23 protein-coding genes and 4 tRNA genes are annotated in these 22,350 nt (G+C 66.8%); 9 read left to right on the forward strand and 18 right to left on the reverse strand.

Translation table 11 applies throughout. The annotated features are described in order from the left end of the window. The 12 genes from CKY51_RS15845 to CKY51_RS15900 all read right to left on the reverse strand — a co-directional run. On the reverse strand, positions 1-232 hold a 232-nt coding region (locus CKY51_RS15845; protein WP_244952546.1), incomplete at its 3' end, for a GTP-binding protein. Between the two features lie 45 nt (positions 233-277). Beyond that, a tRNA-Thr gene (locus tag CKY51_RS15850) sits at positions 278-353 on the reverse strand. A 33-nt stretch (positions 354-386) separates the two neighbouring features. Continuing rightward, positions 387-460: transfer RNA gene (locus tag CKY51_RS15855), tRNA-Gly, on the reverse strand. Between the two features lie 29 nt (positions 461-489). Then, a tRNA-Tyr gene (locus CKY51_RS15860) sits at positions 490-575 on the reverse strand. Between the two features lie 154 nt (positions 576-729). Beyond that, positions 730-1,821, reverse strand: a complete 1,092-nt coding sequence (ychF, locus tag CKY51_RS15865) for a redox-regulated ATPase YchF (RefSeq protein WP_022971765.1) — start codon at positions 1,819-1,821, stop codon at positions 730-732. A gap of 73 nt (positions 1,822-1,894) precedes the next feature. Then, positions 1,895-2,479 (reverse strand): aminoacyl-tRNA hydrolase, encoded by a 585-nt coding sequence (gene pth / locus CKY51_RS15870; RefSeq protein WP_022971766.1) that lies wholly within the window; start codon positions 2,477-2,479, stop codon positions 1,895-1,897. Positions 2,480-2,530: 51 nt separating this feature from the next. Next, positions 2,531-3,157 (reverse strand): 50S ribosomal protein L25/general stress protein Ctc, encoded by a 627-nt coding sequence (locus CKY51_RS15875; protein WP_152249489.1) that lies wholly within the window; start codon positions 3,155-3,157, stop codon positions 2,531-2,533. A gap of 106 nt (positions 3,158-3,263) precedes the next feature. Continuing rightward, on the reverse strand, positions 3,264-4,223 hold the full coding sequence (locus CKY51_RS15880) for a ribose-phosphate diphosphokinase (protein ID WP_022971768.1): 960 nt from the start codon (positions 4,221-4,223) through the stop codon (positions 3,264-3,266). Between the two features lie 124 nt (positions 4,224-4,347). Then, positions 4,348-4,424 (reverse strand) — tRNA-Gln (locus tag CKY51_RS15885). Between the two features lie 3 nt (positions 4,425-4,427). Continuing rightward, positions 4,428-5,315 (reverse strand): 4-(cytidine 5'-diphospho)-2-C-methyl-D-erythritol kinase, encoded by an 888-nt coding sequence (ispE, locus tag CKY51_RS15890; protein ID WP_022971769.1) that lies wholly within the window; start codon positions 5,313-5,315, stop codon positions 4,428-4,430. Beyond that, on the reverse strand, positions 5,297-5,950 hold the full coding sequence (lolB, locus tag CKY51_RS15895; RefSeq protein WP_022971770.1) for a lipoprotein insertase outer membrane protein LolB: 654 nt from the start codon (positions 5,948-5,950) through the stop codon (positions 5,297-5,299). Before lolB ends, ispE begins: the two co-directional genes overlap by 19 nt. Further along, the gene (locus tag CKY51_RS15900; RefSeq protein ID WP_022971771.1) at positions 5,950-7,638 is read right to left on the reverse strand and encodes a tetratricopeptide repeat protein; all 1,689 of its coding nucleotides are present in this window, start codon (positions 7,636-7,638) and stop codon (positions 5,950-5,952) included. The genes lolB and CKY51_RS15900 overlap by 1 nt, the downstream gene beginning before the upstream one ends. Before the next feature lie 65 nt (positions 7,639-7,703). Here CKY51_RS15900 and hemA point away from each other — a divergent pair, with 65 nt between their 5' ends. The 5 genes from hemA (at position 7,704) to ppk2 (ending at position 13,302) form a co-directional block, all read left to right on the forward strand. Then, positions 7,704-9,002 (forward strand): glutamyl-tRNA reductase, encoded by a 1,299-nt coding sequence (gene hemA, locus CKY51_RS15905; protein WP_022971772.1) that lies wholly within the window; start codon positions 7,704-7,706, stop codon positions 9,000-9,002. Beyond that, positions 8,980-10,065 carry a peptide chain release factor 1 gene (gene prfA, locus CKY51_RS15910; protein WP_022971773.1) on the forward strand — a complete coding sequence of 362 codons (1,086 nt, stop codon included), beginning with the start codon at positions 8,980-8,982 and terminating at the stop codon, positions 10,063-10,065. Before hemA ends, prfA begins: the two co-directional genes overlap by 23 nt. Beyond that, positions 10,062-11,768 (forward strand): O-linked N-acetylglucosamine transferase, SPINDLY family protein, encoded by a 1,707-nt coding sequence (locus CKY51_RS15915; RefSeq protein ID WP_022971774.1) that lies wholly within the window; start codon positions 10,062-10,064, stop codon positions 11,766-11,768. Before prfA ends, CKY51_RS15915 begins: the two co-directional genes overlap by 4 nt. Positions 11,769-11,970: 202 nt before the next feature. Beyond that, positions 11,971-12,489 (forward strand): molybdenum cofactor biosynthesis protein B, encoded by a 519-nt coding sequence (moaB, locus tag CKY51_RS15920; RefSeq protein ID WP_031339323.1) that lies wholly within the window; start codon positions 11,971-11,973, stop codon positions 12,487-12,489. A gap of 30 nt (positions 12,490-12,519) precedes the next feature. Continuing rightward, entirely contained in the window at positions 12,520-13,302 is a 783-nt protein-coding gene (ppk2, locus tag CKY51_RS15925) for a polyphosphate kinase 2 (protein ID WP_022971776.1), read from the forward strand. Here ppk2 and CKY51_RS15930 read toward each other — a convergent pair. From CKY51_RS15930 to CKY51_RS15945, 4 genes are all read right to left on the reverse strand, one after another. Next, positions 13,284-14,510: a hypothetical protein gene (locus CKY51_RS15930; protein ID WP_022971777.1), complete on the reverse strand. Its 1,227-nt coding sequence runs from the start codon at positions 14,508-14,510 to the stop codon at positions 13,284-13,286. The two genes, ppk2 and CKY51_RS15930, sit on opposite strands and share 19 nt — an antisense overlap. An 86-nt stretch (positions 14,511-14,596) precedes the next feature. Further along, the gene (locus CKY51_RS15935) at positions 14,597-14,872 is read right to left on the reverse strand and encodes an acylphosphatase (RefSeq protein ID WP_022971778.1); all 276 of its coding nucleotides are present in this window, start codon (positions 14,870-14,872) and stop codon (positions 14,597-14,599) included. Continuing rightward, on the reverse strand, positions 14,872-15,486 hold the full coding sequence (locus CKY51_RS15940) for a TlpA family protein disulfide reductase (RefSeq protein WP_022971779.1): 615 nt from the start codon (positions 15,484-15,486) through the stop codon (positions 14,872-14,874). Before CKY51_RS15940 ends, CKY51_RS15935 begins: the two co-directional genes overlap by 1 nt. Next, a complete protein-coding gene (locus CKY51_RS15945; RefSeq protein WP_022971780.1) occupies positions 15,483-16,760 on the reverse strand; it encodes a YihY family inner membrane protein in 1,278 nt (425 codons plus the stop codon). The genes CKY51_RS15940 and CKY51_RS15945 overlap by 4 nt, the downstream gene beginning before the upstream one ends. A 112-nt stretch (positions 16,761-16,872) precedes the next feature. Between CKY51_RS15945 and wrbA the strand changes: the two genes are divergently transcribed. Beyond that, positions 16,873-17,469, forward strand: coding sequence for an NAD(P)H:quinone oxidoreductase (gene wrbA / locus CKY51_RS15950; protein WP_022971781.1), 597 nt, complete (start codon positions 16,873-16,875; stop codon positions 17,467-17,469). A 20-nt stretch (positions 17,470-17,489) separates the two neighbouring features. After that, entirely contained in the window at positions 17,490-17,810 is a 321-nt protein-coding gene (locus tag CKY51_RS15955; RefSeq protein WP_022971782.1) for a DUF2069 domain-containing protein, read from the forward strand. 79 nt (positions 17,811-17,889) lie between these two features. Here CKY51_RS15955 and CKY51_RS15960 read toward each other — a convergent pair whose 3' ends face one another. Next, positions 17,890-19,164, reverse strand: a complete 1,275-nt coding sequence (locus CKY51_RS15960; protein ID WP_031339324.1) for a glycoside hydrolase family 30 protein — start codon at positions 19,162-19,164, stop codon at positions 17,890-17,892. A 384-nt stretch (positions 19,165-19,548) separates the two neighbouring features. On the opposite strand from CKY51_RS15960, the gene CKY51_RS15965 reads away from it, so the two are divergent. Both CKY51_RS15965 and ybaK read left to right on the forward strand, forming a co-directional pair. Continuing rightward, positions 19,549-20,034: an asparaginase domain-containing protein gene (locus CKY51_RS15965; RefSeq protein ID WP_031339326.1), complete on the forward strand. Its 486-nt coding sequence runs from the start codon at positions 19,549-19,551 to the stop codon at positions 20,032-20,034. Between the two features lie 4 nt (positions 20,035-20,038). After that, positions 20,039-20,512, forward strand: a complete 474-nt coding sequence (gene ybaK, locus CKY51_RS15970) for a Cys-tRNA(Pro) deacylase (RefSeq protein ID WP_022971784.1) — start codon at positions 20,039-20,041, stop codon at positions 20,510-20,512. Positions 20,513-20,606: 94 nt separating this feature from the next. Here the strand turns inward: ybaK and CKY51_RS15975 are convergent, their stop codons facing one another. Then, the gene (locus CKY51_RS15975) at positions 20,607-22,304 is read right to left on the reverse strand and encodes a S8 family peptidase (protein ID WP_152249491.1); all 1,698 of its coding nucleotides are present in this window, start codon (positions 22,302-22,304) and stop codon (positions 20,607-20,609) included. Positions 22,305-22,350: the final 46 nt, after the last annotated feature.

Genomic DNA, 22,350 nt, shown 5'->3' on the forward strand with positions numbered 1-22,350 from the left:
CGTAGTGGCGGGTCGGGGATTCGTATTCGACGTGTGCGGTCGAGATCGTGATGCCGCGCGCCTTCTCTTCCGGCGCCGCGTCGATCGCGTCGTAGGCCTTGAACTCGCCACCAAAGCGCTCGGCGCCGATCTTGGTCAGCGCAGCGGTCAGCGTGGTCTTGCCATGGTCAACGTGGCCAATGGTGCCGACGTTCACGTGCGGCTTGGTGCGCTCGAATTTAGCTTTTGCCATGGGTGCAAGTTCTCGGTAATCGTTTGAAGTGAAGACGATTGAGTATGGTGCTCACGAAAGGAATCGAACCTTCGACCTCCTCCTTACCAAGGAGGTGCTCTACCGACTGAGCTACGTGAGCGAGTTGCGCATTATGCCATGCATTTGCGTTCAATGGAGCGGGAGACGGGAATCGAACCCGCACCATCAGCTTGGAAGGCTGAGGTTCTACCGTTGAACTACTCCCGCGCCGGGAACCGCATGCCACAACATGAAACTGGTGGAGGGAGGTGGATTCGAACCACCGAAGGCGTAAGCCAGCAGATTTACAGTCTGCCCCCGTTGGCCGCTTGGGTATCCCTCCAGCTTTTACTACCGCCCCGAGGCGCCAGAGAGCGCTTTCGGTTCGGGGTGAAGCAGCCCGTTATTTTGTTGGTGAACGCAGATGGTGTCAACAAAAATTTTCATCTGCGTGCACGGATGAATACGCGGACCAACACGCGCGCCGCCGGGGACGATCACACGTTGAAGCGGAAGTGCAGCACGTCGCCTTCCTTGACACGGTACTCCTTGCCTTCCAACCGCAGTCGACCAGCATCGCGTGCGCCAGCTTCACCGCGGTATTTGATGAAATCGTCGAAGGCGATGGTCTCGGCGCGAATGAATCCCTTCTCGAAGTCGGTATGAATGACCGCCGCCGCCTGCGGCGCGGTGGATCCAGCCTTGACCGTCCACGCCCGCACTTCCTTGACGCCTGCGGTGAAGTAGGTCTGCAGGCCGAGCAAGGCATAGGCCGCGCGGATCACCCGATTCAGACCCGGCTCCTCCAGCCCCAGATCGGATAGGAAGGTATCGCGATCGGCATCGTCGAGCTGCGACAGCTCTTCCTCGATTGCAGCCGACACCGGCACTACTTCGGCGCCCTCGGCGGCGGCGCGCGCGCGCACCGCATCCAGATGCGGATTGCCCTCGAAGCCATCCTCGAGCACGTTGGCGATGTACATCACCGGCTTGAGGGTCAGCAGGAACAGGTCACGCACCAGCGCCTTCTCTTCCTCGTCCAGGCCGGCAGCACGTCCCGGCTTGCCGTCGGCCAACGCTGCCTGCAACTTGGCCAGCACCGGCTTGCGCGCGGCTGCATCCTTGTCGCCCCCCTTGGCGCTGCGCTCGGCGCGATTGAGCGCCTTCTCCACGCTATCCAGGTCGGCCAGCGCCAACTCGGTATCGATGGTATCGATATCGGAAATCGGGTCGACCTTGTTGTTCACATGGATGATGTCGCCGTGCTCGAAGCAGCGCACCACGTGGGTGATGGCATCCACTTCACGGATATGCGCCAGGAACTTGTTGCCCAGGCCTTCGCCGCTGGCCGCGCCAGCGACCAATCCGGCGATATCGACGAACTCGACCGCGGTGGGGATCAGCTTCTGCGGCTTGACGATTTCCGCCAACTGATTGAGCCGCGGGTCCGGCACCGGCACCACGCCCACGTTGGGCTCGATGGTGCAGAACGGGAAGTTCGCCGCCGCGATACCGGCCTTGGTCAGCGCATTGAACAGAGTCGACTTGCCGACATTGGGCAGGCCAACGATGCCGCATTTGATACCCATGAGTCATGTCCGGGATGTGGGATTCGGGATTGAAGATTCGCCGCCCACTGGGCTGGAAATCCGCAATCCCCAATCATGCGTCCCTGGTCGTATGCAGGCGCTTCATCGCCTCGTTAAAGTTGCCGGCCATGGCCAGCGGGAGCACGTCGATGGCCGCATCCACCGCTATTGCGATCGCCGCATCGTCCTCGCGCCCTGCCCGTCCCAGCACCCAGGGCACCACACGGTCCTTGTGACCAGGATGGCCGATACCGACGCGCAGGCGATGGAATTTACCGTGACCAAGCAACCGAATGGTGTCGCGCAGCCCGTTCTGGCCACCGTGCCCGCCGTCGAACTTCAGCCGCGCCACACCAGGCGCCAGGTCCAGTTCGTCATGCGCAACCAGTAATTGCTCCGGCTCGATCTTCCAGAACCGCAAGGCAGCGGTGATCGACTTGCCACTGAGATTCATGAAGGTGGCCGGCTTGAGCAGCCAGGCGGTCTCGCCGGCGATCTCGACCTTGGCGGTCTCGCCGAACAGCTTGCTCTCCAGGTTCCAGCGGGCGCCGCCACGCTCGGCGAGCGCATCGACGAAGCGAAACCCGGCGTTGTGCCGGGTTTGCGCATGTTCGGGACCGGGGTTGCCCAGCCCGACGATCAGACGGAGTGCAGCCATGCCATCGAGGCAGCCGACCCCACGCCTGTGGGCGCAAGGTCGAACCGCTTCTTACTTGGCGTCGCCTTCGTCGGCGGCCGGCTCGTCTTCGGCTTCGACACGGCCGTGCTTGGCGATGACCACCGCCACGTCGTGCTCCTTGCCCAGCTTCAACTCGGGGATCTCCACGCCGGCCGGCAGCTTCAGGTCGGACAAGTGGATCACGGTGCCGACTTCCAGCTTGCCCAGGTCGACTTCGATGAACTCCGGCAGATCCTTCGGCAGGCAGACCACCTGGACTTCGTTGAGCTCATGGGTGACCACCACGTCGGCAGCCTTGCCGGCCGGGGACGTCGCTTCGTTGACGAAGTGCAGCGGCACGGCAGCGCTGAGCTGCTCGTTGGCGCTGACGCGCTGGAAGTCGATGTGCATGATCAGCTGCTTGTACGGGTGACGCTGCATGTCACGCAGCAGCACCTGCTGCACGTGGCCGTCGAGGTTCAGGTCGAGGATCGACGAGTAGAACCACTCGTTCTGCTGCGCCAGCCAGATCTGCTCGTGATTGAGCTGGATGCTGACAGGATCGATACCGCCACCGTAGACGATGGCCGGAATGACGCCGGCATGACGCAGGCGGCGGCTCGCACCCTTCCCCTCGTCTGCACGGCGCTCGACCTTGATTTCGTGAGTCTTTGCCATTGGATGAACTACCTAGTTGAGAATGCCACCTCACGGTGGCGAAGCGTCTCACCCGCGACCAGGCGAGACGGATTGGCGGTGCCCGCGATGGGCACCGTGTACGCTGTCAGTCGACGTAGAGCGAGCTGACCGATTCGCCGAAGGCAATCCGACGGATGGTCTCGGCGAGCAGCTCGGCCACGCTCAACTGACGAATCTTCGGGCAGACACGCGCCGCTGCAGCGAGCGGAATCGTGTCGGTCACCACCAGCTCGTCGAGCTGGGAATTGTTGATGTTGTCCACAGCGGGACCCGACAGCACCGGGTGGGTGATATAGGCAACCACCTTCAAGGCACCGCGCTGCTTGAGGGCGGCGGCGGCGGCGCACAGGGTGCCAGCGGTGTCGACCAGATCGTCCACCAGCACGCAGGTCTTGCCCTGCACATCGCCGATGATGTTCATCACCGTGGCGACGTTGGCGCGCGGGCGGCGCTTGTCGATGATGGCCAAGTCGGCATCGTCCAAGCGCTTGGCGACGGCGCGCGCACGCACCACGCCACCGACGTCCGGCGACACCACGATCAGATTGTCGGTGCCGTAGGCGCGCCAGATGTCGGCCAGCAACAGCGGCGAGGCGTAGACATTGTCGACCGGCACATCGAAGAACCCCTGGATCTGGTCGGCGTGCAGGTCCACGGTCAGCACGCGGTCGGCGCCGATGGCACTGATCATCTTGGCGGCGACCTTGGCGGTGATCGGCACGCGCGAGGAGCGCATGCGACGATCCTGCCGCGAATAGCCGAAGTACGGCATCACCGCGGTGACGGTGGCGGCGCTGGCGCGCTTGAGCGCATCGACCAACACCAGCAGCTCCATCAGATTCTCGGCGCTCGGCGCACAGGTCGGCTGCACCACGAAGACTTCCTGTCGACGCACGCTCTCTTCGATCTCGACCTGGACTTCGCCGTCGGAGAAGCTGGACACCAGCGCCTTGCCCATGCGCACGCCCAGCTCCTTGCAGATGCTCAGGGCAAGCGGCTTGTTGGCATTGCCGGAGAACACCAGCAGGTTACGTTGGTCTTGCATGGGATCTCTCGGGCGGCGGCGAAGAGCGTGCGGGCGTTGGTGGAGCGGGAGAACCGACCTAATGCCGGACTCTTTCTTGAATCCCGCACATGGATGTGCGGGCTTTGCAGAGGGATCTGCATATTGGCAGGGGCGGTAGGATTCGAACCTACGAATGCCAGGATCAAAACCTGGTGCCTTGGGCCTCTTGGCGACGCCCCTGCATCAAACCTTCATCGCGTCCAGTGCGTCGAGCAGCGGCGAGTGCGGCGCACCCTCCACGACCCACGCCCGCAGACCGTCGGGCAACTGCGCCAGCGCCTGCTCTGCAGCAGTGCGCGACGGCAGCTCCACGAAACAGCCGCTCCCCGACCCGGTCAAGCGTGGCGTTCCGATCCTGGACAGGGCCTGGAACGCGGCCTCGACGGCCGGTTCGCGGCTCCGCAGGACCGGCTCGAACGCATTGTCGAGCAGAGAACCGGAAGCGAAGTCCGCTATTTTCGCGGGCGCAGCATCCCGCGTCAATTGCTCTGATCGGAACAGCACCGGGGTGGGCACGTGAACGCCCGGGTCGACCAGCAGATACGCGGCCGGCGACAAGGCCACCGGCGTCAGGAGTTCCCCGACACCTTCGGCCCAGGCGTTGTGCCCGCGCACGAAGACCGGCACGTCCGCCCCCAGTCGCAATCCCAGCTCGGCCAGGACGTCGACCGGCAACGCCAGGCCCCACAAGGCATTGAGCGCGACCAGCACGGTCGCCGCGTCGGACGAGCCACCACCGAAACCGCCGCCGGCGGGAATCCGTTTGTCCACCCGGATGTCGACCCCGGCCGCCGTGCCGGTGACTGATTGCAGCAGCCGCGCAGCGCGGATCAGCAGATCCGCATCTTCGGACACACCTGGCAGACTCTCGCCGATCCGCTGAATGCGGCCGTCGGCGCGCAGCCGCAGGTGAACGGTGTCCCCCCAATCGAGAATCCGAAACACCGTCTGCAGCAGATGGTAGCCGTCGGCGCGGCGTCCCACGATCCGTAAAAACAGGTTGAGCTTGGCCGGGGCCGGCCAGGCCGACCAGACAGGATCCAGCGCCGGCATCAGGGCACGATCGTCCATTGATCGACCAGCAGGCGGACCTTGGCATCGTCCCGGTGCGCTTCGATCCGGCGCGGCAATGCCGGCTGTTCGGCGCTGGCCGGCGTCCATTCCAGGAACTCGATGGTCCAGCCGTCCTGCCGCACGGTGCGCGGCCGCCCCTGCGCATCCAGATCGACCTGCTCGGCACCGGCCTCGGCCACGCCGAGCGCACGCACCCAGTCGGGCATCTGGTTGACCGGAATGGTCCAACCGGTGGCGTCGCGCAACACCTGCTCGGCGTCCTCTCCCGCCCGCGGGCCACCGTCCAGGCCCTCCAGGCGACCGCTGCCGCTGACGCGATCGCCGGTCAGCACCCAGCTCTGCCGCGTCACCGGCGCGCTCAGCTGCACCCGGTAGCGCGGCCCGTCCTGCTGCCAATCCAGGCGCCCGCTCCCACCATCCCGCCCCTTGCTGATCGCCACCCGGCCCTGGAACGACCAGGCCGGATGGGCCAGCAACCACGCCTGGCGCGCACGCTCGGCCTGCTGTGCCGCCGCGTCGACCGGGCCGACGACGACCGGCGCAGCACTGCCTCGCCCGCGCGGCACGCTGACGCAGCCGGCCAGCGTGGCCAGCAGCGAGGCCGCCAGCGCCCATCGGCCAACCGCGGCCATCACAGCCCGAACTTCTCGGTTGCGCGCTGCAATGCACGATTGTCCGGCTCCAGCCGGCGCGCCTCATCGAAATAACGCCGCGCCTCGTCCTGCTTGCCACTGACCCACAGCACCTCGCCGATGTGGGCGGCGATCTCCGGATCCTTGACCAGCGCCCAGGCCCGGCGCAGCTGCACCAGGGCCTCCTTGGTACGCCCCAGCCGATACAACACCCAGCCATAGCTGTCGACGATGGCGGCATTGTCCGGCTCGGCGGTGCGTGCGCGATCGATCAGCGCCAGCGCCTCCTTGTAGCGCGTGGTGCGATCGGCCAGGGTGTAGCCGAGCGCGTTCAGCGCAGCGATATTCTCCGGCTCGGCAACCAGGATCTTGCGCAGGTCGGCCTCGGCGCGGGCGACATCATCGCGCCGCTCCCAGGCCAGTCCGCGCGCATACAGCAGTGCGCCATCGTCGGGATACGCCGCCAATCCGCGCGCAAAGGCATCCAACTCGCCGGCATCGTCGCCGGCTCGCTGCTGCAGCTCCGCCTCCAGCACATACGCGTCGCGGCGGGCATCGTCGTCGGCCGTGGCGTCGCCCTCGAGTGCCCGCACCTCGTTCAGGGCTTCGTTCTTGCGGCCCACTTCGAACAGCGCACTGGCCGCCCGCAGGCGCGCCTCGCTGAGCTGCGGACCGCCCGGCACGCCGCGGTACCACTCCACCGCCTCGTCGTAGCGCTTGAGGAATTCGGCGATCTTGCCCAGCAGCAGGCGACGGTCCGGATCCGGCTTGGTAGCAGTGCCCTTCAGCTCGCTGTACAGCGCAGCCAGGGCGGTACTGTCTTTTTCCTTGGCCAGCATCGAGGCGCGCAAACCATAGGTCTGGGTGTCCTGCGGACCGGTGGCGAGCACCCGCGCGGCCGCTTCGGTCTGGCCCATGGCGTCATAGGCGAACGCCAGTGCACCGCGCAGCTCCGAGTCCCTGACCGCCTGTGGCTCGATGGCCTTCAGCAACGCCAGCGCCTCGTCGACCTTGCCTTCCTGCTGCAGCTGGGTGGCATGCAACAGTGCGACCCGCGGCTCTTCGGGGAAGCGCCGCACCACCTCATCGACGATACGCTTGGCCAGCGCCGGGCGCTCCATGCGCAGAGCAAGCCGGCCGAATTCCTGCCATGCCTCGAGCTGGTTGGGGATCGCACCGGCCTTGACCAGGTCCTCCAGCACATCGGCCGACGCATCCGGCTCGCGCCCGCCATTGGCCAGGGCGATCAGCGCAAAGCGCCAGCCGCGTGGGTCGGGCTCCTTCAACAAGCCCAGCAAGTCACGGCGCGCGGTGCGCAGATCGTTCCGGCGCAGCGCCAGTGAAGCCTCGGTGCTGCGCATGGCCAGTGAGGTCGGCGCACGCGCACGCCACAACGCCAGCGCCTCGACGGCACGGGCGTCGTCGTTGGCCAGCATGGCGATACGGGCGGCACGCTCGGCCAGACCGGCATCGCCGGCTTCGGCCTTGGCGGCGTCCAGGTAGGCGCGCGCGGCATCGTCCAACTGGCCGGCCTGCAGCGCGAACTCACCTGCCAACACCGGCTCCAACGAGCTGCCGCCGGCACTTCCGGACGGTGCGGCGGGCGCGGCCTTCTTCGGTGCGGCAGGGGCGCCGGTGGAGACTACAGCCAGCAAAAGAACACTCAGGATGCGAATCGATACAGGCATCGGGGGCAACCGGGCCGTAAAATGGGGCCCTGAATGGCCAGCAGCTTATCGCAAGCAACTGAACAATGACGTTGTGGGTGCTCGGACTCAACCACCAGACCGCCCCGGTCGACCTGCGCGAACGCGCGGCGTTCGCCGGGGAGGCGCTGCCGCGTGCGCTGGAGTCGCTGCGCGCGCTGCCGCAGGTGCGCGAAGCCGCCTTGCTGTCGACCTGCAACCGCACCGAGCTGTATGCGATGGCCGACGAGCCCCATAGCCTGGTGGCCTGGCTGGATGCCCATGCGCCGGGCCTCAGCGGACATCTGTACCGGCACCACGACGCCGACGCGGTACGCCATCTGTTCCGCGTAGCCACCGGACTGGATTCGATGGTGCTGGGCGAGCCGCAGATCCTCGGTCAGGTGAAGGACGCCTGGGCGGTGGCGCGCGCTCACGGCGCGCTGGGCAGCGGGCTGGATCGGCTGTTCCAGCAGACCTTCTCGGTGGCCAAGCGCGCAAGGACCGATACCCGCGTCGGCGCCAATCCGGTGTCCGTGGCGTCGACCGCGGTACGGCTGGCGCAGGATTCCTTCGCCCGTCTGAACGAATCCACGGTACTGCTGATCGGCGCTGGCGAGACCATCGAGCTGGCCGCCAAGCACTTGAGCGAAGGCCGCGTGCGGCGCCTGCTGATTGCCAATCGCACGCTGGCCAAGGCGCAGGCGTTGGCGAGCCAGCACGGCGGTTACGCCCTGCCATTGACGGATCTGGAGCGCCATCTGGCCGAGGCCGACGTGGTGTTCTCCGCCACCGCTGCGCCCGAGCCGGTGGTCACCCGCCTGCAGGTCGAACAGGCGCTGCGCGCGCGCAAACGCAAGCCGATGTTGTTGTTCGACCTGGCGGTGCCGCGCGACATCGATGCGGCAGTGGCAAAGCTGAGCGATGCCTACCTGTACACCGTGGACGATCTGGAGCGCGCGGTCGAGGACAACCGGCGCAGCCGCCGCGAGGCCGCCGACCAGGCCGAAGCCATCATCGACCTGCAGGTGGCGCGCTACGTCGAGACCTTGCAGGCCACCGCGCGCCAGGCCCCGCTGAAGCGGCTGCGCGCCTTTGGCGACAGCACCCGCGACGAACTGCTGGCCAAGGCGCGCCAGCAGCTGGGCAACGGCAAGCCGGCCGACGAGGTGCTCGAACAACTCGCGCACGCGCTGACCAACCGCCTGCTGCATCCGCCCACCGCCGCCTTGCGCGAAGCCGCGCTCAACAACGACCTGGACCTGACCGCTGCAGCCGACCGGCTGTTCCCGGACCGGCCCGGTTACCAACATCCCCCTGTGAATACCCCGATCGTGAGGACCGATGACGCCGACCCTGCGCCGTAAGCTGGAAGCGCTGGCCGAGCGCCGCGAAGAACTGCAACACCTGTTGTCCGATCCTGACGTGGTCGGCAACAACGACCGCTTCCGCAGCTTGTCGCGCGAGCTGGCGCAGTTGGAGCCGGTGGCCGTTGCGCTGGAAGACGAAGCGCGCGCCAAGGCCGACCTGGCCGCCGCCGAAGCGATGCACGAAGATCCGGAGATGCGTGAGCTGGCCGAGGAGGAGATCGCGCTGGCACAGGCGCGCCTGCAGGAACTGGAATCACAACTGGCGCTGCTGCTGGTACCGCGCGACCCGCGCGATGATGGAAACCTGTTCCTGGAAGTGCGCGCCGGTACCGGTGGCGATGAGGCAGCGATCTTCGCCGGCGACCTGTTCCGGATGTATGCGCGTTACGCCGAGCGGCAGGGCTGGAAGGTCGAGATCGAATCCGACAGCCCCGGCGAGCACGGCGGCTACAAGGAAATCGTGGCGCGCGTGGTCGGTCGCGGCGCCTACTCCAGGCTCAAGTTCGAATCCGGCACCCATCGCGTGCAGCGGGTGCCGGCCACCGAATCGCAGGGACGCATCCATACCTCGGCCGCCACTGTGGCGATCATTCCCGAGGCCGATGAGGTCGAAGACATCGCGATCAACCCGGCAGACCTGAAGATCGACACCTTTCGTTCTTCCGGCGCCGGTGGCCAGCACGTCAACAAGACCGAGTCGGCGATCCGCATCACCCATGTGCCGTCCGGCGTGGTGGTGGAGTGCCAGACCGAGCGCAGCCAGCATGCCAATCGCGACAAGGCGATGAAGCGGCTGAAAGCGCAACTGCTGGACAGCGAGCGGCAACGCCAGGCGGCCGCCGAAGCGCAGACCCGCAAGTTGCAGGTTGGCAGCGGCGACCGCAGCCAACGCATCCGCACCTACAACTTTCCGCAGGGCCGCATCACCGACCATCGGGTCGAGGGACTGACCCTGTACGACCTGCCGAACATCATCGAAGGCGATCTTGACGACCTGATCGGCCGCCTGGTGCACGAGCACCAGGCCGACGAACTGGCGCGTCTGAGCGAGAGCGCGTGACGGCTGAAGGCCAGCACGAACTGCTGCACTTGCGTGCCGCCGTGCAACGCCAGCCGCAGGACTTCGTTGCCTGGCTGATGTTGGCCGACAGCGAACTGGGCATGGGCAATGTGCAGGCTGGTGAGGCAGCGGTACAGCGTGCGCTGCGGCTGCAAGCCGGCCACCCCGAGGCGGTAGCCCGGCTCGGCCGGGTGCGCTGGGCGCAGCAGCGCCACGACGAGGCGGCCGCGCTGTTGCAGCAGGCGTCCGACCAGGTTCCGCAGCATCCAGGCATCGCGCTGTGGCTCGGTCACGCGCTGGAAGATGCCGGCCAGGCCGAAGCGGCTGCGGCGGCCTATGCACGGGCCCATCGCCTGCTGCCGGAGGAGCCGTATATCGCCGCGCAACTGCTCAACTGGCGGCGCCGTCTGTGCGACTGGCAGGAACTGGACATACTGTCCGCGCAAGTGCGCACGGCCGTCGCGCAGGGCACCGCGGCCGTGGAGCCGTTCGCCTTTCTCAGCGAGGACGCCAGTCCGGCCGAACAATTGGCCTGCGCCCGTGCCCGCGCGCAGGCAGTGGCCGCCGGACTGCGTCCACTGCCACCGGTCCCGCTACGCCAGCGCGGAGCATTGCGGGTCGGCCTGCTCTCCAACGGCTTCGGCGCCCATCCCACCGGGCTGCTGATCGTGGCAGTGATCGAGGCACTGCAGCGACGCCAGCCGGACCTGCAGCTGCATCTGTTCGCCACCAGTCACGACGACGGCAGCGACATCCGCGCGCGCCTGGCCGCGGCTGCCCGCGTGCACGACCTCACCCTGCTGGGTCATCTGGACAGCGCGCGCCGGATCCGTGCCGAAGCCATCGACGTGCTGTTCGACCTGCGTGGCTGGGGCGGCGGTGGCCGCCCGGAAGTGCTGGCACTGCGGCCGGCCCCGGTGCAGATCAACTGGCTGGCCTATCCGGGCACCTCCGGCGCGCCCTGGCTGGATTACGTGCTCGGCGATGCCTTCGTGCTGCCGGCGGCGTTGGCCCCGCACTACAGCGAGCGGGTGCTGCGACTGGACCGTGCCTTCCAGCCGTCCGACACCACCCGCACCGTTGCCGAGCCGCCATCGCGTACCGCCTGCGGCTTGCCCGAGCACGGCGCGGTGCTGTGCTGCTTCAACAACAGCTACAAACTCACGCCGCGTAGCGTGGCGCGGATGCTGGCGGTGCTGCGCGCCGTGCCCGATAGCGTGTTATGGCTGTTGTCCGGCCCGGGCCGGGCCGATCAACGCCTGCGCACCGCTGCACACGCGCAGGGCGTGGATCCGCAACGCCTGGTGTTCATGCCGAAACTGCCACATGCGCAGTACCTGGCGCGCTACCGGCATGCCGACCTGTTCCTGGACACCCTTCCCTACAACGCCCACACCACCGCCTCCGATGCCCTGTGGGCCGGCTGCCCGGTGCTGACCACACCAGGAGACAGCTTTGCCGCACGCGTGGCCGGCAGCCTCAATCACCATCTGGGGCTGGAGGACATGAATGTGGCCGATGACGCGGCCTTCGTCGAGAAGGCCGTGACGTTGGCAACGGATGCGCATGCATTGGCGCACGTCCGTGGACGCCTGCAGCAGCAACGACAGCAGACAGGCGTATTCGACATGGATGGATTTGCCGATGAACTGGCAGTCCGACTCTGCGAGGTGGCACGCACGCATGGGTGGCAGGGCGTGTGAAGCAGCGCTGGCGCGCACTGGTTGATACCGGGACGCAGCCGGCAGTGTTTTAGAGCGCGTCATGCGCTTGGGTCCTGCAGGTGTGGCGATACCGATCGACGAAGGCAATCGCCCGGACGACCGCATGCCGCGCGCGCACCAGTGCCGGCCACAACACGCCATGACGCTGTACCGCGGCGTCCCGGCTGGTTAGGCTGTGCGCATGCCTTCCACTCCCGACTTCCTTCCGCTCCGCCTGTGCGTGCTGACCGTCTCGGACAGCCGCAGTCTGGCCGACGACCGCTCTGGCGACTATCTGGTACAGGCGCTGAGCGACGCCGGCCATGTCCTGCATGCGCGCGCCTTGTGCCCGGACGACCGCTATCGCATGCGTGCGATCGTGTCGGCCTGGATTGCCGACACGCAAGTCGACGGCATTCTGATCACCGGCGGCACCGGCTTCACCGGCCGCGACAGCACGCCAGAAGCGATCGCGCCGCTGCTGGACAAGCAGATGCCGGGCTTTGGCGAGATGTTTCGCGCGATCAGCGTGCAGGAGATCGGCACCTCCTCGCTGCAGTCGCGCGCCTTCGCCGGCCTGGCCAACCAGAGTTTCGTGTTCTGCCTGCCCGGCTCCACCTCGGCCTGCCGCACGGCCTGGGAGCAAATCCTGCGCGCGCAGCTGGATGCGCGTACCCGCCCCTGCAATCTGGCGACGCTGCGTCCACGCCTGGGCGAATAGCCTGCCGGCTCCGTTATCGCAGGAGCCGGCATGTCGCATCTCAAACGCAAGGCCTACAAGGCGCTGCTGGCTCCCATGCAACTGGAGTTGGTGGCGATGGCACGTTGGCTGCGGCACACCAACCAGCGCGCGCTGGTACTGGTGGAAGGCCGCGATACTGCCGGCAAGGGCGGCGTGATCCAGACCATTGCCCGCCATCTCAATCCACGCCAATGCCGGGTGGTGGCCCTCCCCAAGCCCAGCGACCGCGAAAGCACCCAGTGGTACTTCCAACGCTATGTGACGCATCTACCGGCCGGCGGCGAATTGGTGCTGATGGATCGCAGCTGGTACAACCGCGCCGGCGTCGAGCATGTGATGGGCTACTGCACCGACGCGCAATACCATGCGTTCCTGGCCCAGGTGCCCCGCTTCGAACAACTGCTGGTGGAAGACGGCATCCTGCTGTTCAAGTACTGGCTGTGCGTGGACCAGGCCAAGCAGGAGGAGCGCTTTGCCGAGCGTCACGCCGATCCGCTGAAGGGCTGGAAACTCTCGCCGGTGGACCTGCAATCACGCAGCCGCTATGACGACTACACCGCCGCGCGCGAACGCATGCTGCAGCAAACCCATACCGCGAACGCGCCGTGGACGTTGGTCGACTTCAACGACCAGCGCCGTGGCCGGCTGAGCCTGATCGCCGACCTGCTGGCCCGGTTGCCCGAGACCGAGGTGCCCGACGAACAGCTTGCGCTACCACCTCTGCATGGCAAGCCGCACAAGGAGCATTACGGCGTGCTGCAGCCGATCGACGATTACGCGGCCCAATCCTGAGAGAGCATGTCGCTGGCGGCCGCCGTGCGGGGTAGCGGCTGCAGACCGGCCTGGCGTTCGACCTGTTCGGCCAGTACCACCAACTGGCTGATGCGCTGCCCATAGAGCTGCATCAGGCCGCTGTGCAGCGGACGCATCGCTTCGATGTAGTCGACGTCGTCGTCCTGCGGCCCGAGCCGGCTGCAGGAGGACAACAGCATTTCGTCCAGGCGCAAGGCGGTGTCCGGCAAACGCACGCAGGAGGCGCGACGCAACCAGTCGCGCATGCCGCTGCGGTACTCGGCGGCCAGGATATAGGCCACCTCCACCTGATCCAGGTCCACGTCCGGATTCCAGGCCAGCACCTGGATCACCTGGGCGCGCTCATCGAGCACGCGGCTTTCGGTGATCAGGCCATGCAATTGCTGCAGCAGACGCCACTGGTTCTGCGCGGTCTCACGCTGGCCCGGCGGCAGCGCGTCAACCGCCAACGCCAGCCGACGCGCGAACAGCGCCGGCACCTCCGCCAATACCAGCGGCCCGGCATCGGCACCCAGCAGCAGGCGCTCGGTCCGCAGCGCAGCGGTGTCGGGCAGATAGCCATCCTGCAACGGACGCATCACGCCGTGGTCGAGCAAGGACAGCACCACGTCCAGCCAGTAACGCCGCTCCTGCTGTTCGGCCCGATTGGCCGCAGCGTTCTGCCAGGGCAGGCGTAGTTCTTCCAGGCGGGCGATACAGGTCTGGGCGTCCAGCGCCTGCCAAGGAGCACGCTCGGCGTCGTCCGGGTCGAAGGCATCGACGCTCAACATGCCGGCACCGAAGCGATGCCAGGCGGCGCCACGCTGGGCATCGGCCGGCAGCGCACGCACGACCGCCGTCGGCTTGGCCCGCGCCGGGTGCAGCAAGGCGGCCACGGCCGCGTTCCAGGAATCGGGCAGACGGGCGGACAACGCATAGGCCACGGCCGGCTGGCCCAGCCCACGGCGCGCTAACCGCAGGCTGGCCGCTACCGCCGCCAGCGCGATGCCGGCGAACATCCAGCCCAGTAACCAGGCAGTGCCGGCCTGGCCGGGTGCCAACAAGCGGGTTTGCGGGGCAAGGAACAGCAGCCAGCCGCTCCCCAGCAGGACGGTCAGGTAGAGCCAGGGCGCCAGTGCCCCAAGGCGTCGCAGACGGTGTGCCGACAGTGCTGGCCGATTGTCGCGGTGTTGTGATGAAGCTGCCATACCGTTCCCCTGCGCCCCCGATGGCGCTGTCATGGGGGTTATCGGCGCGGCATGGCAACACTGTTGCCCGGCCGGCGGCGCGGCTGTCAACCGGTCACAAACCCTTCAGTCGCGGCGACCGGGTCGCCTTCGACGTCGCTGCGCTGCAGCCGCTCCACGCGGGCAGCCGGCGGGCCCTGCCGCAACCACGCGGCAAGCGCATCCAGTGCCGCTGCCTCGCCCGTCGCCAGCACGTCCACGCTGCCGTCGTGCTGATTGCGGGCGTGGCCACGCAGCCCCAATACCAAGGCCTGCGCGCGGGTGGCAGCGCGAAAGCTCACGCCCTGCACGCGGCCTTCGACCCGGAAGCGTGCGGTTGGCATCAGCCTGCCTTGCCGGTGATGCCGACCGCTGCCTCGATGTCGTGGGCGGTCACCGGACCGAGGAACTGCTTGGCCACCTTGCCATCCGGACCGATCAGATACGTCATCGGCAGCCCGCGCGGAATGGCGAAGTCCTGCGGCGGCTGATAGGGATCGAGAATGGCAACCGGATAGGACACCGGATGGTCCTTCAGAAAGGACTGCATATCGGCCGCGGTGATGTCTTCATAGGCCAGGCCGACTACCTCCACGTTGTCGCGCATGGTGTGCAAGGCCGACAGTTCCGGCATTTCCTTCAGGCACGGCGCGCACCAGGTGGCCCAGAAATTGACCACCACCCACTTGCCGCGATGCGCGGCCAGATCATAGGTCGCACCGGTCACGGTCGGCAGCGACAACGTCGGCATCTCCGCCGTCTGCTGGGTGGCGGCCGAGGCCGGCGGCTGTGCAGCCTCTGCTGCCGCAGCATCGGCCGCCGGAGGCGTGGACGGGGATGCAGCGGCTGGTGCCGCGGCGGGCGCGGCCGCAGTATCGCCGGCCGGTTTGTTGCAGGCGGTCAACAACAGCAGCGGCAACAACAGCGCATAGGCGCCGCGCAACAGGCGCAGGCTCATTGGGGATCTCCAGGCAGGTGGGTGTAAAGGGCATCGACCGGTTGCGCCAGCACCTGGGCCAGCGGTTGGCGCAACTGCGCCAGTGCGGCGGCGGCGGCCTGGCCGTAGGGATCGTCGCGGCACGGCAAGGGCCGGTCTGCGACCGGTACGCGCAACTGACAACTTTCATAGAGCTCGGCCAGCGGCACCGCATCCAGGTCGCGCGCCAGCAGCCACTGCCCACGCTCGTCGCGACGCAGCAGACGGATGCGTTTGAGTTCGCACAGCAGCTCCTGCATCAAGGTATCGGTGAGCATCGGCTCCAGTGCCAGGATGCGATCTTCGTCCAGACCATTGCCCTGCAGACGCGCCTGGCGGAACCGTCCCAGCAATCGCAACAGGCCGTAGATCTCGTAGCCGGGAGGCAGCCGCATCGCTTCGGGCTGATAGCGGAAGGCCGCCAGCGAAGACGCCAGCGAGGCGCCGAGCAACACCGAGACCCAGCTCAGGTAAATCCATAGCAGCAGGATCGGCAACGCCGACAGCGCGCCATAGATGCGCTGGTAGGTCTGGAAATTGCCCAGGTAGAAGCCGAAACCCCACTTGACGATCTCCATCAGCACCACCGCCAGCAGCGCGCCCGGCAACGCATGCCGCAGGCGCACCGCATGCTGCGGCACCACCCGGTAGATCAGCATGATGCAGATCCATTCCACCGCCATCGGTGCCGCCCGCCAAGCCAGATGGGCCAGCCACTGCCCTTCGGTGGTGCGGAACATCGGCAGCGCGAACACCGCCGCGGCCATCGCCATCGCCGCGGCCGCCAACATCGTGCCCAGGGTCAACACCGTCCAGTAGATCAAGAAGCGGGTCACCTTCGGGCGCGCGGCGGCGACCCGCCAGATGCTGTTGAAGGTCTGCTCGATGCTGTGCAAGGTGATCAACAGCGACACCACCAGCGCGATCATGCCGGCCACGGTGAACTTGCCCAGATCCTCGAGCGAGCGATTGAGGTAGTTTTGCACCGAGCGCGCCGCGCCCGGCACGAAGTTGGTGAAGATGAAATCGGTCAGCGCGTCCTTCCACTGATTGAAGGCGGGAAACGCCGACAACACGCCGAATACCACGATCGCCAGCGGCACCAGCGCGAACACGGTGGTATAAGCCAACGACGCCGCCGCCTGGAACAGACGGTCGTCGAGGAAGCGCTGCCAGAGGAAACGGCCGAAACTGGCCGTCCGTGCGCGATCGCGCAGGCGGTCCTTCCAATGAGCCAGGGCAGTGGAACGCGACATCGCGCAAGGGTACCCGAACCGCCGTGGTCGCGGCCGCCTCGTCGCGTCCACGTGCAGCCAGACCGTGCCTTGGTCGATACTGCGCGTTCCTGATGCGTGATGGCGGAAGACGATGGCGGAAATCCTGGTGCTGTACTACAGCCGCGGCGGTTCGGTGGCACGGCTGGCGCGACAGATGGCACGCGGGATCGGCGAGGTACCCGGCATGAGCGCGCGTCTGCGCACGGTCCCGTCGGTGGCGGCGGTGACCCAGACCAGCGCCCCCCCGGTACCGGACGAAGGCGCTCCCTATGTCGAGGCCACCGACTTGCGCGAGTGCGCCGGCCTGGCAGTGGGCAGCCCGACCCGCTTCGGCAACATGGCTGCGCCGATGAAGCATTACCTGGACACCCTGGGCGCGGAATGGGCCAACGGCACCCTGGCCGGCAAGCCGGCGGCGGTGTTCACCTCCACCGCCTCGATGCACGGCGGCCAGGAGTCCACGCTGCTATCGATGCACCTGCCCCTGCTTCATCATGGCTGCCTGATCGTCGGCATTCCCTTCACCGAGGCCGCCCTGAGCCATACCACCGGCGGTGGCACGCCGTATGGCGCCAGCCACGTCTCCGGCGCCGCCGGCGATCCGCAACCGACCGACGATGAAGCGGCGTTGGCGCGCGCGCTCGGCCGCCGCCTGGCCGACATCGCGCGCCGGTTGTCGGTCGCGTGAGGCCCCGCCTCGCCCACCAGATGCTGCGGATCGCGCTGCTGGCGCTGGCCGTCCTGTTCGTGGCGTGGTTCCGCGACGATCCGCACTGGCTGGCAACTCTGCTGGTGTTTGCGCTGCCGCCGGCACTGCTCGCCATCTGGGCGGGCCGCAGCGCACGCGCGCGTTTCTGGGCAGGCGTGTTTGCGTTGGGCTGGTTCAGCCACGGGGTGATGGCCGCCTGGAGCCTGCCGCACGTGCGGGGCCTGGCGTGGATCGAGGTAGTGCTGGCCTTGCTGGTGATCGCGCTGGTCAGTGGCCCGGGCGTGGCCGCGCGTTTCGGCAAACGACGCGCGCGCCGCTGACCAGCGGCACGCGGCCGCCACGCCCCCCCAAGCACCGCTGCCCGACCCCGGTGTGCCGGGCCAGGCAGTGGCCGTGCGCTCAGTGAAGTACCAACGGCATGCTGGTGTCGGCAGCGGCGGTCGTTGCCGTTTCGCCCACCAAGGTCGCAATGCTCTGCGGATCCACATAGAGCGAGGTCTTGCCGTTGACGACACTGTAACGGCCGCCATAACTCACGTTGGCACTGCTGGAAGTGCTGTATTTGACGAATGCACTGGCGCGACCAGCGGGGACGTCGAGATCCAGCCGCTGATGGGCGGTTCCGGTATTGACCACCACCACGACCAGCCGATTGTCCGGGGTGCGGTAGGCGGTGGTGGACACGTCGCTATAGGGACGCTCGGTTGCGCCAATGCGCACCGAGCCCGGTCGCACGAAGCGGGCGTACTGCGACATCACGTAGCCGCGCTTGCTGACGGCGCCGTTCTCCCCCATCAGCCCATAGCTGCGACGGATATACCACCAGACATAGGCATTGAAGTTGGCCGCCATGCTCTTGTGCAGCTCGGTGGCCACGCCGAGCGCCGATGGCCAGGCGTTGCCGTCGGTATTATCGGTGAAGTGCTCGGTCATCCAGATCTCCTTGCCCTTGGAACGTGCCAGCGCATAGTCGCGCGGCTGCGCGCCGTACAGGTGGCCGGCGACGATGGACGTCGCCTGGTTGGCGGTCGCATCGTTGAGGACCGGATCGGTGATGGAGAAGTTGAAGCCCACCGATTCGCCGACGATCACCTTGAGACTGCCGAACTTGCCGCCTTCGCTGGTGAGATAGCGCACAAAATCGCTGCCAGACCAGTCGCAGGACTCATAGTCCGGATGCCAGTCCGGTTCGTTCTGCAACGAGATGGCGTACAGCGGCGCGCCGCGGCTGGACATGAACTGGGAGAAATTCAACAGATGCGTGGTGTAGGACGGGTAGTACTGGGTCAGTAGCTTGCCGCCGTTGATCAGGCTGTTGTTGGACTTCATGTAAGCCGGCGGGCTCCACGGGCTTGCGAACAGGATGCTCCCCAGGCTGCGCGCCCGCGCCGCGGTGGCCACCTGTGTCTGCCAGCCGTTGCTGGAGGGATCGATGCGCATGCGCAAGATCGACAACCCGATCTGTCCTTCGCCGCTGCCGAACGCAAGATCCACCTGCGCTGGCGTGAGGTCGTTGATCCAGCCGGCACCGTTCATCCCACCAAAGCCACGCACGGTCTGGTACACCTGACCTGGATCGATGGTCACCGTTTGTGCCGCTGCCTGCGCAGCGAACAACGCACCGATCAGTGGCAACACCAGTGACCGCAATAGCGGCCTCACTTTCGTATTCATGCTTCTCTCCTAGGGACGGGGACAGCGCGGCGATCGCGCGAACCTTAGGCGAGCAATGAGCAGCAAAAGAGAAAATCAATAAATAAATAGTCTGCAGATGCACGACTGTGACTGCGTCCGCGGCGCCACACGGAACTGCATACCGATCGGCGCGGGCGCTTTTTGCGCTGCCGCAGAACGCGCCGGCACCCACCACGCCAGCGCTCGGCACTGCCCCGGTGCTGTCCAGCGAACCGGACGCTCGCCAGCTCCCGCCCGCTTGGAGGTCGTTGGCATGCCGCGCCGCAAGGCCGGGAGTGGCGCCGCCTGCAGCGCGCACGCGGGCGCCGTATCATGGCGGCCCTCGCGCGGGACAGATCGCGCCAGCCCTACAGGATCCAAGCAATGGAAGACCTTCTGATCGTCACCACCGGTGGCACGATCGACAAGATCTACTTCGACGACAAATCGGACTACCAGATCGGCGACCCGCAGATCGGCCAGATCCTCAAGGAACTCGGCGTGACCTTCCGCTTCACGGTGATCCCCATCATCCGCAAGGATTCGCTGCACATCACCGATGCCGACCGCGAACTGATCCGCGCCACTATCCAGGCTCAGCCGGCGCGGCATGTGCTCATCACCCACGGCACCGACTCGATGGTACAGACCGGCAAGGTACTGCAATCGATCGTCGACAAGACCATCGTGATGACGGGCGCGCTGAATCCAGCCCGCTTCCGCGGCTCCGATGCCGAGTTCAATATCGGCTGCGCGGTGGGCGCCGTGCAATCCTTGCCACCCGGTGTTTACATCGCCATGAACGGCCGCATCTGGAATCCGGAGAAAGTGCGCAAGAACGTGGCCGCCAACCGCTTCGAAGCGGTTTGAGGCCATGAGCAAGGCGACGCGCGCGACTAAATCATTGGACGCGGCTGGCGTGGCCTATGTGCTGCATCCTTACGATTATCGGCCCGATGCCGACGCGAAGGGCCTGCAAGCAGCGCAGGCGCTGGGGCTTGCGCCTGACACGGTCTTGAAGACCTTGATGGCCTGGGTCGACGACCAGGCTGTCTGCGTGGTGATCCCTTGCAATCGGCGGCTATCGTTGAAGACCTTGGCCAGCGCGCACGGTGGCAAATCCGCGCGCATGATGGAGGTGGCCGATGCCGAACGCCGTACCGGCTACAAGGTCGGCGGCATCAGCCCGTTGGGCCAGCAACGTCCGGTGCCGGTGCTGATCGAGCGCAGCGCACTGACGTCGCCGGCGCTGTGGATCAATGCCGGCCAGCGCGGCCTCCTGCTGGAACTGCGCGGTGACCAGATCGTCGCCGCGCTGCAGGCACGCCCTGCGCAGCTCTGCGAGTGAGTGCGCACCTGCACGGCTGCGTCGCTGCACGCAGAGCCGCACGGTCACAGCCGCTCCATCTGCCCGCGCGATGCATTGCAGCCGCGCAGCGCACTCAATACGTCGCCACCAGGCTGACCGCCGAGAACGCCGACGTCGCTTTCAGCCGCACGTAGTACGTGCCGGCGGGCGGTGCCGTGAGCGTGCAGCTGTCGGCATTGCCCGGGGCCATGCTGCGGCAACCGTAGGCGGTGTCGGTCGGCAGCGCGCCCGCCCGCAGCGACAGATCGGCATTACCGCTGCCGCCGCTGAGTGCCAGCTTGAGCGAGCGCGTACCGGCAGGAACGTTGACCTGGAAATACAGCGAGTCGAATTGCGCCGCGCTCAAACCGGTACGTGCCACGTTCCTGCTCAACGTGGTCGCCTCGATCACGGCGGCCACTGCCCCCTCGGCATTGGCCAGCCCCGCCCCGCACCCTTGCGCACAGGCCACCGGCAAGGGACGCGCACTGCTCCTGAGCAGCGCTTTCACCGTTGCCGGCGCCAGCGGATTGAGCGCCACCGACTGCATCAAGGCCACCACGCCCGCCACATGCGGCGCCGCCATCGAGGTACCGCTATACACCGCATAAGCCGCGTTGCCTGGCACCGTGGTACCGCTATTGAGCGTGGACAGAATCGATTGACCCGGGGCAGCGATATCCACGCCGTTGCCGAAGTTGGAGAAGCTGGCCTTGGCCCCGACCGAGGTGGTGGCCGCTACCGCGATCACGTTGGGGCAATTGGCCGGCACCGTGGTGGAGACATCCATATTGCTGTTGCCAGCGGCCACGACCACTGCCGTGCCACGCGCCACCGCACCATTGATGGCAGTGCTCAGGGTCGAGGAACAACTGCCATAGCCACCGAGCGAGAGGTTGATCACGGTGGCCGGGTTGGGATTGGCCGGCGCACCGCTCACCTTGCCGCCCGAGGCCCATACGATCGCATCGGCGATATCGGAGAGATAGCCGCCACAGCGCCCCAGCACGCGCAGCGGCAGGATCTTGGCATTGAACGCGGTACCGACCACGCCACTGGCGTTGTTGCCGATCGCCGCCACGATGCCCGCCACATGCGTGCCATGCCAACTGGAATTGGCCGCGGTTGCACCGGGGCCGCACTCGTTGGCAGCCGTCCAGTCGCCCTGATCGGCGGCATTGCCGTCGCGCCCGTTGCCGTCGCGCGCAACCGCTGGATCGGTGATGAAGTCGTAGCCAGGCAACACGTTGGCCGCCAGATCCGGATGCGCGGTGATGCCGGTATCGATCACCGCCACCACGATGCCCTTGCCGGTGGTGCGATCCCAGGCTGGGCGCACATTGAGGCTGGCGGTGCTGGTGCCCAGCGCCCACTGCTGCGACAAGCCCGGATCGTTGGGAACCAGCATCGGGCGCATCAGCACGTCCAGCTCCACCCGCTTGACGGCAGGATCTGCGGCCAGCCGCCGCATCAGGCTCTCGGCATCCACGCGATCCAGCTTGCGGTCGGCGACCAAGACCGTCGGGCCAGCGTCGAGACGGCGCGTTGCCGCCAGTCCCAGTGGCTGCCCCTGCCGCGTGGGTACGGCGCGGGCAATGTCCTGCCAGGGCGTCGACAGCCCGGTCGCTCGGCGACTGCCGACGCGGTCCTTGTAGCTGACGATGAAGCGTTGATAGCTGCCACTGGAAGTCAATCCTTGCAGATTGACCTCGCCGGCAGCGGCGTTGAACCCCCACGACAGCGCACAGGCGATTGCAGCGTGGCACAGCACGCGAACCGAAGCGTCCCACATGGATCAATTCCTCCCCAAGGATCTGGAATCCGCACGGCCACACATT

The sequence above is a fragment of the Xanthomonas maliensis genome, assembly GCF_009192945.1.
Classification (GTDB): Bacteria; Pseudomonadota; Gammaproteobacteria; order Xanthomonadales; family Xanthomonadaceae; genus Xanthomonas; species Xanthomonas maliensis.

Coding starts and splice junctions, on each gene's coding strand:
- CKY51_RS15935 (WP_022971778.1), bottom strand. CDS start 14,872: ATGCCAACCGCACGCTTCCGGGTCGAAGGCCGCGTGCAGGGCGTGAGC.
- CKY51_RS15960 (WP_031339324.1), bottom strand. CDS start 19,164: ATGAATACGAAAGTGAGGCCGCTATTGCGGTCACTGGTGTTGCCACTG.
- pth (WP_022971766.1), bottom strand. CDS start 2,479: ATGGCTGCACTCCGTCTGATCGTCGGGCTGGGCAACCCCGGTCCCGAA.
- lolB (WP_022971770.1), bottom strand. CDS start 5,950: ATGGCCGCGGTTGGCCGATGGGCGCTGGCGGCCTCGCTGCTGGCCACG.
- hemA (WP_022971772.1), top strand. CDS start 7,704: ATGACGTTGTGGGTGCTCGGACTCAACCACCAGACCGCCCCGGTCGAC.
- ispE (WP_022971769.1), bottom strand. CDS start 5,315: ATGGACGATCGTGCCCTGATGCCGGCGCTGGATCCTGTCTGGTCGGCC.
- prfA (WP_022971773.1), top strand. CDS start 8,980: ATGACGCCGACCCTGCGCCGTAAGCTGGAAGCGCTGGCCGAGCGCCGC.
- CKY51_RS15880 (WP_022971768.1), bottom strand. CDS start 4,223: ATGCAAGACCAACGTAACCTGCTGGTGTTCTCCGGCAATGCCAACAAG.
- CKY51_RS15940 (WP_022971779.1), bottom strand. CDS start 15,486: ATGAGCCTGCGCCTGTTGCGCGGCGCCTATGCGCTGTTGTTGCCGCTG.
- moaB (WP_031339323.1), top strand. CDS start 11,971: ATGCCTTCCACTCCCGACTTCCTTCCGCTCCGCCTGTGCGTGCTGACC.
- CKY51_RS15900 (WP_022971771.1), bottom strand. CDS start 7,638: ATGCCTGTATCGATTCGCATCCTGAGTGTTCTTTTGCTGGCTGTAGTC.
- CKY51_RS15965 (WP_031339326.1), top strand. CDS start 19,549: ATGGAAGACCTTCTGATCGTCACCACCGGTGGCACGATCGACAAGATC.
- wrbA (WP_022971781.1), top strand. CDS start 16,873: ATGGCGGAAATCCTGGTGCTGTACTACAGCCGCGGCGGTTCGGTGGCA.
- ppk2 (WP_022971776.1), top strand. CDS start 12,520: ATGTCGCATCTCAAACGCAAGGCCTACAAGGCGCTGCTGGCTCCCATG.
- CKY51_RS15875 (WP_152249489.1), bottom strand. CDS start 3,157: ATGGCAAAGACTCACGAAATCAAGGTCGAGCGCCGTGCAGACGAGGGG.
- CKY51_RS15975 (WP_152249491.1), bottom strand. CDS start 22,304: ATGTGGGACGCTTCGGTTCGCGTGCTGTGCCACGCTGCAATCGCCTGT.
- CKY51_RS15945 (WP_022971780.1), bottom strand. CDS start 16,760: ATGTCGCGTTCCACTGCCCTGGCTCATTGGAAGGACCGCCTGCGCGAT.
- ychF (WP_022971765.1), bottom strand. CDS start 1,821: ATGGGTATCAAATGCGGCATCGTTGGCCTGCCCAATGTCGGCAAGTCG.
- ybaK (WP_022971784.1), top strand. CDS start 20,039: ATGAGCAAGGCGACGCGCGCGACTAAATCATTGGACGCGGCTGGCGTG.
- CKY51_RS15955 (WP_022971782.1), top strand. CDS start 17,490: ATGCTGCGGATCGCGCTGCTGGCGCTGGCCGTCCTGTTCGTGGCGTGG.
- CKY51_RS15930 (WP_022971777.1), bottom strand. CDS start 14,510: ATGGCAGCTTCATCACAACACCGCGACAATCGGCCAGCACTGTCGGCA.